Origin of the sequence: Actinocorallia herbida, assembly GCF_003751225.1 — a bacterium.
Classification (GTDB): Bacteria; Actinomycetota; Actinomycetes; order Streptosporangiales; family Streptosporangiaceae; genus Actinocorallia; species Actinocorallia herbida.
The window spans coordinates 4,168,025-4,181,178 of sequence record NZ_RJKE01000001.1; the positions used below are offsets into that span (position 1 = coordinate 4,168,025).

The window sequence follows — 13,154 nt, forward strand, 5'->3', positions numbered from 1 at the left end:
ACCGGTCCCGGGCGAGGCGGCCGTGCCGGTCATCAGGGAAATCGCGATGAGGGGAGACGGCGTTGGCGAGTGCGGAGGACGGTCCCGGACTGCGGATCGGCGGGGAGGTGCGAGCGCCGGGCGTCCTGCGGATGGCGGACCTGCGTGATCTGCCGCAGCGGACGGCGGAGGTCGTCTTCTCCTGCGGGAGCAAGGGGATCCGGCGGCACACCTTCACCGGGCCGCTGCTGCGCGATGTCGTGGCCGCCGCCGATCCCGAGCCCGCGCACGGCGACCGCATGAACCGGCTCCGCTTCCGCCTGGTGCTGGAGGCCGTCGACGGGCACCGCGTCGTCCTGTCGTGGGGCGAGCTCGACCCGGACTTCGGCGCCGCCCCCCTGCTGCTCGCCGTCAGCCGGGACGGCGCCTCCCTGGACGCGGAAGGCCCTCAGCTCGCCGTTCCCGGCGACCGCTGCGGCGCCCGCAGTCTCGGCCGCGTCGCCGCGGTGACCGTCAGGTCCGACGGCCGACCCGCGCGCCGCTAGCCCGTCTGGGCGGTGTGCGAGGACTCGGCGAGGGCGCGGAGCTGGGCTCGGGTGAGGGAGCGGCCGCGGGCGTACCACGTCTGGAACTCGTCGGCGGGCAGGCCCTCGCGGACGATCGCGGCCTGGCGGGGCGCGTCGAGGGGGTCCATCTCGGCGGGGGAGAAACCGACCCGGGAGCCGTGGTGGTCGGCGGCGCCGAGCAGGGTCGCGCCGTCGGTGGGCCGCCCGGACAGGGTGAGCGCCGCCGCGAGGGTGTGCACGGCCACCACCCATGAGGTGACGTCACCGTTCTCGTCGAGCCGCAGCAGCATGTCCCAGCTGCCGGTCAGCGCCTTCTCCGGCGCGCCGAGATCCATGTCGATCTTGGCGAGCAGCCACAGCGACGAGCAGTGGATGAACACGTAGCCGCACCCGTCCGCGACCGTGACGGACTCGGCGAGATGCGCGCGGGCCTCGGTGATGAGCCCGGCGAACCGGAGCAGCATGCCGGTGATCATCAGCCCTTCGGCGACCAGCCAGTCCTCGTGCTGCTCACGGGCCAGTTCGAGGCCCGCCCTGGCGAGGTCGAGGAAGTCGGTCTCGCCGCACAGCGCGTCGAACAGGGCGCGGTGCAGCATCGCCTCGGCGATGACCTCGGGGTCCTCCAGCGCGTGGCCCGCGCGGATCGCGTCGTCGGCGGCGCGCCGGGCGTTGGCGAAGTCGCCCGCGAGGTAGGACAGCCGGGCTTCGGCGAGGAGCGTCGGCGCCCGCAGGTCGGGTCCGGCCGACGGGCTCAGCTGGATCGCCGACTTGATCCAGCCGAGTCCCTCGGCGACGATGCCCTGCGCGTACCAGAACCAGCTGAGCAGGCCCGCCAGCCTGAGCGCGTAGTCGCCGTCGCCGACGAGCAGCGCGGACGTCAGCGCCACCCGGTGCTCGGGCTGCTGCGCGTGCAGCCGCCGCACGATCGCCGCCGACCGGTGCCCGCGCAGCTGCGGCGCCGCGGCCGCGGCCTCGGCCAGCACCCAGACCCGGTGCGCGGCCTGGACGTCCGGGTCGTGCCGGCCGCCGGTGAACTCGCGGATGGTCTCCAGCAGCCGGTAGCGGCGCGGCGCGGTGCCCGCCTCGACGGTGACCAGCGACTTGCGGACGAGCCCGCTCAGCTCGGGCATCACCTGCCTGCCGCAGACCGCGATCGCCGCGTCGAGGTCGAAGGCGGAGGCGAACACGCCGAGCCGGTGCAGCACGGTCTGCTCGGCGGGGGAGAGCAGGCCGTAGCTCCACTCGACCGTGGCCTGGAGGGTGCGGTGCCGGTCGGGGCCCGGCCCGTCGCGCAGGATCGCGAACCTGTCGTCGAGCGCTTCGGCGATCTGCCGGACCGACAGCATCCGGCACTGGGCGGCGGCCAGCTCGATCGCCAGCGGCAGCCCGTCGAGCTCCCGGCAGAGCGCGCGGACCAGACGTTCCTCGTCGGCGTCGGGCGCCCAGCCGGGCAGGGACGCCGCGGCGCGGGCGACGAACAGGGCACGGCCGTCGTCGGCGGGCAGCGGTCTGACCTCGTAGACCGCCTCGCCGGGAAGATTCAGCGTCTCCCGGCTGGTGGCGAGGACCCGGAGACCGCCCGCGCGCGCCAGCAGCGTTCCGACGGCGGCGCGCGCCTCGGCGACGAGGTGCTCGCAGTTGTCGAGGACGAGGAGCAGTTCGCGGTCGCCGAGCACCTCCCCGAGGCGGTCGGCGGTGGTGGCCCCGGCGACGCCGAGGACGCCCGCGAGCGTCACCGCGAGCAGCGCCGGGTCCTCCAGTTCGGCGAGTTCGACGAGCCAGGGCCCGTCGGCGTCGGTACGGGCGCGGGCGGTCTCCAGCGCGAGCCGGGTCTTGCCGATGCCGCCGGGCCCCGTGAGAGTGACGAGCCGGTGCTCGGCCAGGAGCGCCTCGATCCGGGCGGACTCCCCGCCCCGTCCGACGAACCGGGACAGCGCGTGCGGCAGGTTGCGGCCGCGCGGCTTCGGCGCGGCGACGGGCAGGGCCTCGATCTGCTCCTCCTGCGCCAGGATCGACGCCTCCAGACGGCGTAGCGCGGGACCGGGGTCGATGCCCAGCTCCTCGGCGAGCACCGCCCGCGCCCGGCGCAGCGCCGCGAGGGCGTCCCCCTGCCGTCCGGCCCGGTACAGCGCGGTCGCCAGCAGCTCCCAGCCGCGCTCGCTGAGCGGCTGCTCCAGGGTGTGCTTCTCCAGGTCCCCGATGAGGGAGCCGTTCCCGCCCTGGGTGAGCCGCGCCTCGTACAGGTATTCGGCGGCCGTCAGGCGCAGCCCCTCCAGCCGCGCCCGCTCCGGCGCCGCGAACCCCAGGTCCCCGAACTCCGCGTACGGCTCGCCCCGCCACAGCGCGAGAGCCTTCCGGAGCACCGGCACCGCCTCGGCGGCGTTCCCTCCGGCCAGCAGCTCCGCGCCCCTGCCGACGAGGTCCGCGAACACCTCGGCGTCGACCTCGGCCGACCCCGCCCGCAGTAGGTAGCCGTTGCCCTCCCGCACGATCGTCCGCGCCTCGCCCGGCGCCTTCCCCGGTTCCAGGATCCGGCGCAGCACCGACACGTACGACTTGAGCGTCCCGCTTCCCGGAGCCTCGCCGTCGGCCCACACGTCCGCGAGGATCCGCTCCTCCGACACCGCCCGGCCGCCGGCCGCCACCAGCACCGCGAGCACCGCCCGCTGCCGCGGCCCGCCGAGCGCCACCCGCTCCCCGCCCACGGTCGCCGTCATCGGCCCGAGGACCCCGATCCCCACCACCACGCGCAGCCTTCGCCTTCTTCACTTTGCCCGGATCAGCCAAGAATGCCATCGGAGATCGACACCAGTCCACCGCGAAGCAGGCCGCCACCCCCTGACCCGGCAGCGAACGGGCCGAGGCCGGCGGACTCCGGGAGTTCCGCGGACCTCGGGCCTTCGGGAGGCGGTCAGGCTCCCGCCTTCACCAGGTCGGCGGCGGGCCGGACGGGCGGGCTCACCGGCTCCGCTTCCGGCGCGTCTCCGCGGGAGGCCTTCCGGGGGCGTGCCATGGCGGCGGAGGCGGTCGCGGCCAGGAGGACGAGGAGGACGGCGGCGCAGGTGGCGGGGGTGAGGGGCTGGGCGAGGAAGAGGGCGCCGACGAGGGCGGCCACGGCGGGTTCGAGGGCGAGCAGGACGCTGAAGGTCTTCTTGGGGAGGCGGGAGAGGGCGGCCATCTCGGCGGCGTAGGGGATCGCGGAGGCCATGACCGCGATGACGACGCCGAAGGCGAGGATCCCGGGGGAGAGGAGGGCGGGGCCCGCGCTCACGGCGCCGAAGGGGAGGGCGACCAGGGCGGCGACGCCCATGGCGACCGCCACACCGCCCGCGCCCGCGCCGGTGGCGGCCATGCGGGAGCCGGCGAGGATGTACAGGGCCCAGAAGACGCCGGCGGCCGCGGCGAAGGCGACGCCGACGGGGTCGAGCGGGCCGGTGGGCGGGTGCTGGAGGCCGAGGAGGGCGACTCCGGCGATCGCCGCGGCGACGGGCACGAGGTCGCGGGCCCGGCGGGACAGGAAGGCGGCCAGCGCGAGGGGCCCGACGAACTGGATCGTCACGGACGTGCCGAGGGGGATCCGGGAGATGGACTCGTAGAACAGGCCGTTCATCCCGGCCATCGTCACGCCGAGGAGCGCGACGGACCTCAGGCGGTGGGCGTCCCAGCGGAGGACGGCGGGACGGGTGAGGGCCAGGAGCAGCAGCGACGCGAGGGTCAGCCGCAGGACCGTGGTCCCGGCCGCGCCGACGCGCGGGAAGAGCGACGCGGACACGACCGCGCCGACCTGGAGGGAGGTCGCCGACGTCAGCATGAGGGCGACGCCGATGGCGGATCCGGCTCGCGGGACACGGACGGGCGCGGAGAGGGTCACGGCGGTGCTTCCTGATCGAGGGGTGCTGCGAACATCGTCTGACGCGGCATTAGTTCAGGTCCAGCGATGGTTTCTGCGCGATATCGTTAAGTTGTGCTGATGAATTGAAGGAGGCGCCGTGCTCGATCTGCACCGGCTCCGGCTGCTGCGGGAACTGCGCCAGCGGGGCACCCTCGCGGCGGTCGCCGAGGCGCTGTCCTACAGCCCGTCGGCGATCTCCCAGCAGCTCGCCCAGCTGGAGACCGAGACCGGGGTCGTGCTGCTGGAGCGGGCCGGTCGGCGGGTGCGGCTCACCGAGCAGGCCGAGATCCTCGTCCGGCACACCGAGAAGGTGCTCGGCCAACTGGAGCTCGCCGAGGCCGAGCTCGCCGCCTCGCTGCGGGAGATCACCGGACGGCTCAGGATCGCCGTCTTCCAGACCGCCGCGCTGGCGCTCATCCCGGCGGCGGTGACGGAGCTGGCCGCCGCCCACCCGGGGCTGCGGCTGCGCGTCCGCCAGATCGACGCCGAGGAGGCGCTGCCCGCGCTCCAGGCCCGCGACTTCGACCTCGTGGTGGGCGAGGACTACCCCGACGAGTCGCAGCCCCGGCTGCCCGGCCTGTCCTGGAGCCCGCTGGGCCGGGATCCGCTGCGCCTCGCCGTCCCCGACTCCTTCGCCGTCGAGGGCCTCGCGGATCTCGCCGGCCTCCCCATGGCCATGGAGCCGGACGGGACGGTGCCGAGCCGCTGGGCGCGGAGCGTCTGCCGCAAGGCGGGGTTCGAGGCGGATGTCAGGTTCGAGTCCATGGACATGCTGCTGCACGCCAGGCTGGTCGAGACCGGCCACGCCGCCTCGATCCTGCCCGACCTGCTGTGGGCGTCGGTCCCCGCCCCGTCCTGCCTGCTCACCCTTCCCGGCGCGCCGGTCCGCACGATCTTCACCGCGGTCCGCGAGGGCGCCGAGCGCCACCCGGCCGTCACGGCGTGCCGGGCCGCGCTGGCGAACTCCCTGGCTGCCCTGCGCGGCTCGCTGACGCTCGACGGAGCGTGAACGCCTAGAATTTCCGGGCGACGGCCTCCGCCCGGAGGCGGCGAGGACGGGGGGAACACGATCATGCCCCGTCCCGCGCGCATCCAGGACGTCGCCGCCGCGGCGGGCGTCTCGGTCTCGACCGTCTCCAACGTGCTGAACCGGCCCGAGCGGGTGAACGCCGGGACCGTCGAGAAGGTCCTCGCGATCGTCGCGGAACTCGACTACGTCCCGCATCCGGGGGCGGCCGGGCTGCGCGCGGCGCACGCCCGCTCGATCGGCCTCGTCCTGCCCGACATCGCCAACTCCTTCTACGCGCGGATCGCGCGCGGCGCGTCCGACGCGGCCTTCCGGCAGGGCTACGCGCTGTCCCTCTGCCACAGCGGCGACGACCCCGAGCGGGAGGCCGAGTACTTCTCGATGCTGGTCGCGCAGCGGGCCAGCGGCGTCGTCGTGGCCCCGCTGGGCGCCGACCCGGGACGGCTGGAGCGGCTGCGGCGGCGGGGCGTGCCGCTGGTCCTGGCCGACCGGACCAGGCCGACGGCCGAGGGCTGCTCGGTCTCCGTGGACGACGTCGCGGGCGGCGCCCTGGCCGTCGCGCATCTGCTGGAGGGCGGGGCGCGCTCGGTCCTCGTGGTGAACGGCCCGCGCGAGATCCGGCAGTGCGCCGACCGCCACCAGGGGGCCAGACAGGCGGCCCGGAGGGTCCGCGGGGCGGTCCTGGAGCAGGTCGTGACGCCCCGGATGACCGTCGAGTGCGGGTACGAGGCCGGGCTGGCGATCGAGACGGCGCCCGACGCCGTGTTCTGCACGAACGACTTCCTGGCCGTCGGGGTGCTGCGCGCCTTGACCGAGCGGGGCCTCGCCGTCCCCGGTGACGTCCGCCTCGTCGGCTACGGGGATCTGGACGCCGCGGGAGTGGCCGCCCTGACGACGGTCCGCCAGCCCGTCGAGGATCTCGGCGCCGCCGCGATCGAGCTGCTGCTCGACGAGGTCGAGGCGGGTCCCGATCACATCCACGAGGCCCGTGTCTTCGCACCCTCCCTCGTCGTCCGCGCCAGCGCCCCCTGACGCGGCCCGCCGACCCTGTCCGGGGCTTCCTCCGGCCTCGGCAGAAAACGTTTTACATCAGGTGGCGGACCGTCCGAGTACCGCACTGAGCAGGGGAGGTGTCGCCACATCGGGACCACCGGGAGTCTTGGATCATGGAACATCGGGTCGGCACCTTCACCCAAGGTCAGGTGACGGCTTGCGCCCCGCCCTTCCCGAGCTCCGAGAACATCCCGTGAAATCGATGAATCCGCAGCTCCAATGCCCTTCCCTCGGTCCATCGGCCTTCTGGAGAACGCAGACCCCGCCCCGTCTCCGGCTTGTAAAAACGTTCTACACCGCCTATCGTCCCTCGAACCGGAGCTCGGTGTCCGAAAAGTCGGTTCCCCTGCCCCGGTGCCCGCCCGCCCCGCACGAAAGGGACCCGTCTCGATGACCTCCCCCGCCCGTACCCCGGTCCTCGACCTCCTCGCCCCGGTCACCCGCCGCAAGACCCGCATCGGGCTCGTCGCGGGCGGCCTCGGCACCTACTGGCCGCAGTTCCCCGGCCTGCTCCCGCAGCTCCAGGAGAGCGCCCGGTACGTCGCCGAGAGGTTCCAGGAGATGGACGCCGAGGTGACCGACGTCGGGTTCATCTCCGACGCGAAGGAGGGCGCGGCGGCGGCCGAGCAGCTCCGCAAGGCGGACTGCGACCTCATCGTGCTCTTCCTGACGACCTACCTGACCTCGTCGATGGTGCTGCCGATCGCCCAGCGCGCGAACACCCCGGTGCTCGTCATCGACCTCCAGCCGACCGAGAAGATGGACCACACCGCGTTCGACACTGGTGCGTGGCTCGCCTACTGCGGCCAGTGCCCGGTGCCCGAGGTCGGCAACGTGTTCCGCCGCGCGGGCGTCCCGTTCCGCTCGGTCTCCGGCTGGCTGAAGCAGGACTCGGCCTGGGCGCGGATCGGCCAGTGGATCCGGGCCGCGCACGTCCGCGCGGCCCTCCGGCACGCCCGCCACGGCCTCATGGGCCACCTGTACCCGGGCATGCTCGACGTCTCCACCGACCTGACCCTGCTGCCCGCCACGTTCGGCTCGCACGTCGAAGTGCTGGAGTTCGACGACCTGCGGCACCGCGTCGAGCAGGTGACCGAGGCCGAGACCCGCGCCCGGATGGACCTCGCCCGCCAGATCTTCGCCCTCGACGACACGGTCGTGGAGGAGGACTTCGCCTGGGGCGCGACGGTCTCGGTCGCGCTGGACCGGCTGGTCGAGGACTTCGAGATCGACACCCTCGCCTACTACCACCGCGGCCTCGACGGCGAGCAGCACGAGCGGCTCGGCGCCGGCATGATCCTCGGCGCGTCCCTGCTGACCGCGCGCGGCGTCCCGGCGACCGGCGAGTACGAGCTGCGGACGACGGTCGCCCAGCTCGCCTCGCAGGCCGTGGGCGCGGGCGGCTCGTTCACCGAGATCCAGGCGCTGAACTTCGCCGACAACGTGGTCGAGATGGGCCACGACGGCCCCGCCCACCTCGCCGTCAGCGCCCGCGACCCGCTGCTGCGCGGCCTCGGCGTCTACCACGGCAAGCGCGGCTGGGGCGTCAGCGTCGAGTTCGACGTCCAGCACGGCCCCGTCACCGTGCTCGGTCTCGGCCAGGACGCCGACGGCACCCTGTCCTTCATCGCCTCAGAGGGCACCGTCGTCCCCGGCCCCCTCCTGGAGATCGGCAACACCACGAGCCGCGTCGACTTCGGCCGCGACCCCGGCGAGTGGGTCGACGCCTGGTCCGCCACCGGCGTGGGCCACCACTGGTCCCTGTCCATCGGCCACCGCGCCGCCGACTACCGCGCCGCCGCCGACCTCCTCGGCATCCCCTACCGCGAGGTCTGACCCGGGAAGATCCACCGAATTCTCGAAGATCGTTCTAAGATGCGTCGCCATGTCCGACGCATCACCTCCCGCCCGTCGCCGGTCCCGCCTCGCCGCCCTTGCCGCCCTCGTGGCCGGCGCGTGCCCGTTCGGGACCGGCGCCGTCCTGCTCACGCTGGAACCGACCCGAGAGCCGACCGCCGCGGAACTCGCCGGTGCCAAGGAGCGGGAGCGACACGAGCGCCGGCGGTTGTGGACCGCCGACGAACTGTTTCCTCCCGAGGTCTCCTATGGGGGTGGCGCGCAGGGCGGGGGTGCGCAGACGGCGCGTCGCGTCGGGGTCGCGCCGGAGGCGGACTGCAAGGAAGGGCTCGATGGCGGAGCCCTCAAAGCCGTCGCGGGGCGGGGCTGCGAGACGGTTCTGCGGGCCGGCTATGTCGACGCGTCGGGCACCGAGGTGACGACCGTCGGCGTCCTGCCCCTGCGCGACGCCGACGCGGCGCGGGAGGCGGCCGACGCGCTGGACGGGAAGGGCGGCGTGCGCGCCGCGGCCTTCCCGAGGACGGCGGCGGCGGTCACCGACGCGGCCCGCCACCCGAAGGGCGGCTACACCACGACGGTCGGCCATGGCCCCATCGACCCGGCCGCCGCCCTGGCCGTCGCGCCGGACCAGGCACTGCCCGAACCGTCGGCGTCCGGCGGGACGGCGACCTTCGGCACCCCGCCCGTCCCGATCACCGCGGTCCGCCACGCCCGGGCCGCGCTCCTGCCACCGGCCGCCCTGCTCGGCCGGGGCGCGGGCGTCCTCGTCGCCGCCTTCCTCCTCCGCAGGCGCGCCTCCCGCCCGTCGCCGCCGGCTCCGGTGGCGGACGCGGTCCCGGCCGACGGAGCGGCCGCGTGAGACTTCCGTGCGCGGTGGTGGCGCGGACGGGCTGACAGGAAGGTCCGGACGTGGTGGAGTCGGAGGCATGGGGGAGGACGCGGTTTTCGATGTGCGGGGACCGTGGGCGCCGCTGACGCCGGGTGAGGCCGCCGAGCTGCTGCGCGGCGCGGGCTTCCCGTGGTGGATCGCGGGCGGTCACGCGATCGAGCTGGCGGTCGGGGAGGCGTTCCGCGCGCACGCGGACCTCGACGTGCTGGTGCTGCACCGGGACCACGCGGAGCTGCGGCGTCGGCTCGGCGGGTGGGAGGCCGGGCTCGCCGATCCGCCCGGAACGCTGCGGGCCTGGCCGGAGGGCGGACAGGTGCCGGAGGGTGTGCACGACGTGTGGTGCCGCCGTGCGCCGGGCGAGCCCTGGGCCGTGCAGTTCATGCTCGACGGGGCCGATGGCGCCGACTGGGTGTCCCGGCGTGATCCCCGGATCAGGATGCCGCTGGCCCACCTCGGGCGGGTCACCGGGGACGGCATCCCTTACCTGCGGCCCGAGGTGCAGCTCTACTACAAGGCGAAGGCCGTCAGGGAGAAGGACGCGCTCGACTTCGCCCGGGTCTCGCCCCTGCTCGACGCCGAGGCCCGCACCTGGCTTTCCGCCGCCCTCGCCCTCTCCTCACCGGGCCACCCGTGGCGCGACGGCCTTTCGCGGTGCACCTGACCCGAAGAGTCACGGTCGGTGCAGTATCGGGAACAGGCCGGCCGTCTAGATCATTCGGCGGGTTCGCGGCTAGGATTCCGCCCCATGTCCGACGCCCCACCCCCCGCGCGTCGCAGGTCCCGTCACGTCCCGGCCGCGGCGCTCGCGCTCGTCGGCCTGGCCGCGCTGGGGACCGGCGGCGTCCTGCTCACCGGGGAACTGACCCGCGAGCCCACCCGCGCCGAGCTGGCCGCGGCCGCCGAGCGCGAAACCCACGAGCGCTGGCGGCTGCGCCCCGTCGGCGAGGTCTTCCCGGCCGAAGTGCCCTACGGCGACGCGGCGGACGGGTCGGTGAAGCCCATCGCACGGCGCGTCGGCATCGCGTCCGCCGCGTCGTGCGCGGAGGCCCTCGACACCGACGCCGCGCGGGCCCTCGCCGCGCACGGCTGCCGGACGGTATTGCGCGCCACCTACGTCGATGCCACGGGCACCCAGGTCACCACCGTCGGCCTCGTGCCGCTGCGCGACGCCGACGCAGGGCGGACGGCGGTCCGGGAGATGTCCGGCCGCGAACGCGAGGGCCTGCGCGCCGTCGGCTTCCCCGAGACCGCGAGCGCGCCCTTCACCGACGCGACGCGCCAGGCGTTCGTCGCCGGAGGCACCGGCAGGTACCTGCTGCTCCAGACCAGCGGATGGCTGGACGACCGCCCCGCGCTCCCGCCGGAGGCGGTGGTCTCCCGGTTCGGGCACGGGAGCGCCGTGCTGGCCGCCCTGTCGGCGTTCCTCGGCGACCCCGCCGCGTCGGTGTGCGAAGCGGAGCGCGTCGCATGCTGATCAGTCTCGCGGCCTCCGTCGCCGCTCTGACGCTCCTGGCCCCCGCGCCCGTCCTGGCCGCCGCCCCGGTCGACGACGACCTGCGCGCGTCCTTTGAGAAGGCTCGGCGATCCTCTCGGGGAAAGGGCGTCACCGTCGCCGTCCTGGGGTCCGGGGTGGCCCGCGACCTGCCCGCGCTCGGGGACCGCGTGCTGCCAGGCAAGAGCTTCGTGAAGCCCCATGGACGCCCGGTGCACGGCACCCTCATGGCCTCGATGATCCACTCGCTGGCCCCCGAGGCGAAGATCCTGCCCGTCCAGATCACGTGTGACGGCGGTGCGCCTTTGGACGTGACCCACTGCGGCGGCGTCGGAACCCCTTCGGACGGGCTCCGGTGGGCCGCGGAGAAAGGCGCGGACGTGATCGTGGTGAGCCGCGCATGGAGAGGGATCGACTCCGGCCGCGAGATCTCCTACGCGCTGTCGAAGGGCGCGGTGGTCGTCGCCCCCAACGTGCGGCTGCGGCCGAGCGGCGGGAGCCTGCCGGGACGCCGGGAGCCCGTGGTCCCCGCACGAGATCCCGGCGTCGTCGGGGTCGCCGTCGTGGACGCGCAGGGCAGGCCGGACAGGGACTCGGCGCTGACCAGTGCCTCGCTCGTCGCCGCCCCCGGCCACCGGCGGGCGGCCACCGGCCCGGACGGACGGACCTGGACGTTCTGGGGTGAAGGCCCCGCGGTCTCCCTCGTCGCCGCGGCAGCCGCGCTGGTCAGGTCCGAGCACCCCGATGCCGGCCCCGCCGAGGTCGCCGCCGCGCTCGCCGCGTCCGCCCGCCACCCGAAGGGCGGCTACGACCCCTCGGTGGGATTCGGCCTGATCGACCCCGCCGCCGCACTCCGCGCGGTCCCGGAAAGGACATCGACCGAGACGGAGGCCGGACTGGATCCCGCCTCCTTCCCCGCAGGGGAGCCGCCCGTCATCGCCGCGGTCGGGCACCGGCCCGTCGCCTTCGCCGTGCCCGCCGGGGCCCTCGGCGGCGGACTCGTCCTGCTCGGCGCGGCCGCCGTCCTCGGCCGCCGTGGACGGACGCGCCCGGAGGCCCCCGCCGTGGAGCCCGCGCCCTGATCCCGTGCCGCCGCGCGGAGGGCGGGGGCACGGGAGAGGCTCACCGCGGGCGATACTGGGCGGGATCGCGGCGGTGAGGAGGACTTGGGTGAGGGTCGGACGGACGCAGGAGGAGATGCGCCAAAGGCACCTTTCGGAGGTGCTGCGGCGCGTGCACGTCGAGGGGCCGCTCACCCGGGCGTCGCTCGGCGAGCGGCTCGGCCTGAACCGCAGCACGATCATGAGCCTCATCGCGGATCTGGCCGGCGCGGGGCTCGTCAGCGAGGAGAAACCCGCCGAGACGGGCCGGGCCGGACGGCCGTCCCTGGTCGTCGCACCCGAGCCGGAGCGGATCCACGCGCTGGCCTTCGACGTCGCCGTCGACGGTGTGACCGCCGCAAGGGTCGGGCTCGGCGGCCGGATCCTCGCCCGGCGCGAGGCGGTCCGGCCCCGCGCGGTCCTCGACCTCGACGACGTGGTGGGCGTCCTCGCCGAGTTCGGCAGGGACCTCGTCGCCGAAGCGGGCCCGGACACGGTGTGCGCAGGGGTGGGCGTGTCCTACTGCGGGATGGTCCGCCCCGACGGGACGGTCCGCTACGGCCCGTTCCTCGGCTGGGCGGACCAGCGTTTCGGCCCCGACCTCGCCGAAAGGCTCGGTCTCGGCCTGCCGGTCGGGGTCGGGAACGAGGCTCATCTCGGCGCGGTCGCCGAGCACGTCCGGGGCGCGGGCACCGGCCTCGACGATCTCGTCTACCTGCACGGCGACGTCGGGGTCGGCGGCGGCATCATCGTCGGCGGCAAGCTGCTGGACGGCGCGGGCGGCTACGGCTGCGAGGTCGGCCACATGGTGGTGAACCCGTTCGACGGGCGGCCCTGCCTGTGCGGGTCGCACGGCTGTCTGGAGGCCGAGGTCGGCGAGGGCGCCCTGCTCGACTACGCGGGACGCGCCCACGACCTCGTCGGACGGGCCGGGATCCGCGAGGTCGTCGCGCTCGCCGAGGCCGGGGACACCCGGGCCGTCGAGGCGATCGACAGGATCGGCGACTGGCTCGGCGTCGGCGTCGTCAACCTGATCAACCTGTTCAACCCGGCGGTCGTCGTCTTCGGCGGGATGCTCCGCGACCTGTTCGACGGGACCGCCCCGCGCGTCCGCGCCAGGATCGAGGCGCACGTCCTGCCCGTCTCCCGGGAACGCGTCCGCCTCGCCACCGCGGCCCTCGGCGACGACACCACCCTCGCCGGAGCCGCCGAACTCGCCTTCGCCGCCCTCCTCGCCGACCCCTTGACGATCCTGGAGGCCCGCAGGGCGCACGCCGTCAGACCGGCGTGACACCCGGC

At 74.9% G+C, this 13,154-nt stretch carries 11 protein-coding genes; 9 read left to right on the forward strand and 2 right to left on the reverse strand.

Annotation, left to right across the window (positions count from 1 at the left end):
- Positions 1-62 precede the first annotated feature (62 nt).
- Positions 63-524, forward strand: a complete 462-nt coding sequence (locus EDD29_RS19235) for a molybdopterin-dependent oxidoreductase (protein ID WP_211359796.1) — start codon at positions 63-65, stop codon at positions 522-524.
- Here EDD29_RS19235 and EDD29_RS19240 read toward each other — a convergent pair.
- Complete coding sequence (locus EDD29_RS19240) at positions 521-3,262, reverse strand: BTAD domain-containing putative transcriptional regulator (protein ID WP_148086017.1); 2,742 nt, start codon at positions 3,260-3,262, stop codon at positions 521-523. The two genes, EDD29_RS19235 and EDD29_RS19240, sit on opposite strands and share 4 nt — an antisense overlap.
- A 194-nt stretch (positions 3,263-3,456) precedes the next feature.
- Entirely contained in the window at positions 3,457-4,416 is a 960-nt protein-coding gene (locus tag EDD29_RS19245) for an EamA family transporter (RefSeq protein WP_211359797.1), read from the reverse strand.
- Between the two features lie 118 nt (positions 4,417-4,534).
- Here EDD29_RS19245 and EDD29_RS19250 point away from each other — a divergent pair, with 118 nt between their 5' ends.
- From EDD29_RS19250 to EDD29_RS19285, 8 genes are all read left to right on the forward strand, one after another.
- Positions 4,535-5,446: a LysR family transcriptional regulator gene (locus EDD29_RS19250; protein WP_123665742.1), complete on the forward strand. Its 912-nt coding sequence runs from the start codon at positions 4,535-4,537 to the stop codon at positions 5,444-5,446.
- A 63-nt stretch (positions 5,447-5,509) separates the two neighbouring features.
- The gene (locus tag EDD29_RS19255; RefSeq protein WP_123665743.1) at positions 5,510-6,496 is read left to right on the forward strand and encodes a LacI family DNA-binding transcriptional regulator; all 987 of its coding nucleotides are present in this window, start codon (positions 5,510-5,512) and stop codon (positions 6,494-6,496) included.
- Between the two features lie 411 nt (positions 6,497-6,907).
- Positions 6,908-8,353, forward strand: coding sequence for an L-fucose/L-arabinose isomerase family protein (locus tag EDD29_RS19260; protein WP_123665744.1), 1,446 nt, complete (start codon positions 6,908-6,910; stop codon positions 8,351-8,353).
- A 49-nt stretch (positions 8,354-8,402) separates the two neighbouring features.
- Complete coding sequence (locus EDD29_RS19265; RefSeq protein WP_123665745.1) at positions 8,403-9,233, forward strand: hypothetical protein; 831 nt, start codon at positions 8,403-8,405, stop codon at positions 9,231-9,233.
- A 67-nt stretch (positions 9,234-9,300) separates the two neighbouring features.
- Positions 9,301-9,924: a nucleotidyltransferase domain-containing protein gene (locus tag EDD29_RS19270; protein WP_123665746.1), complete on the forward strand. Its 624-nt coding sequence runs from the start codon at positions 9,301-9,303 to the stop codon at positions 9,922-9,924.
- Positions 9,925-10,008: 84 nt separating this feature from the next.
- Positions 10,009-10,737: a hypothetical protein gene (locus EDD29_RS19275; protein WP_123665747.1), complete on the forward strand. Its 729-nt coding sequence runs from the start codon at positions 10,009-10,011 to the stop codon at positions 10,735-10,737.
- Positions 10,731-11,837 carry a S8 family serine peptidase gene (locus tag EDD29_RS45515; protein ID WP_170201468.1) on the forward strand — a complete coding sequence of 369 codons (1,107 nt, stop codon included), beginning with the start codon at positions 10,731-10,733 and terminating at the stop codon, positions 11,835-11,837. Before EDD29_RS19275 ends, EDD29_RS45515 begins: the two co-directional genes overlap by 7 nt.
- Before the next feature lie 88 nt (positions 11,838-11,925).
- Entirely contained in the window at positions 11,926-13,146 is a 1,221-nt protein-coding gene (locus EDD29_RS19285; RefSeq protein WP_246052851.1) for an ROK family transcriptional regulator, read from the forward strand.
- Positions 13,147-13,154 lie beyond the last annotated feature (8 nt).

Coding starts and splice junctions, on each gene's coding strand:
- EDD29_RS19275 (WP_123665747.1), top strand. CDS start 10,009: ATGTCCGACGCCCCACCCCCCGCGCGTCGCAGGTCCCGTCACGTCCCG.
- EDD29_RS19240 (WP_148086017.1), bottom strand. CDS start 3,262: ATGACGGCGACCGTGGGCGGGGAGCGGGTGGCGCTCGGCGGGCCGCGG.
- EDD29_RS45515 (WP_170201468.1), top strand. CDS start 10,731: ATGCTGATCAGTCTCGCGGCCTCCGTCGCCGCTCTGACGCTCCTGGCC.
- EDD29_RS19265 (WP_123665745.1), top strand. CDS start 8,403: ATGTCCGACGCATCACCTCCCGCCCGTCGCCGGTCCCGCCTCGCCGCC.
- EDD29_RS19260 (WP_123665744.1), top strand. CDS start 6,908: ATGACCTCCCCCGCCCGTACCCCGGTCCTCGACCTCCTCGCCCCGGTC.
- EDD29_RS19270 (WP_123665746.1), top strand. CDS start 9,301: ATGGGGGAGGACGCGGTTTTCGATGTGCGGGGACCGTGGGCGCCGCTG.
- EDD29_RS19255 (WP_123665743.1), top strand. CDS start 5,510: ATGCCCCGTCCCGCGCGCATCCAGGACGTCGCCGCCGCGGCGGGCGTC.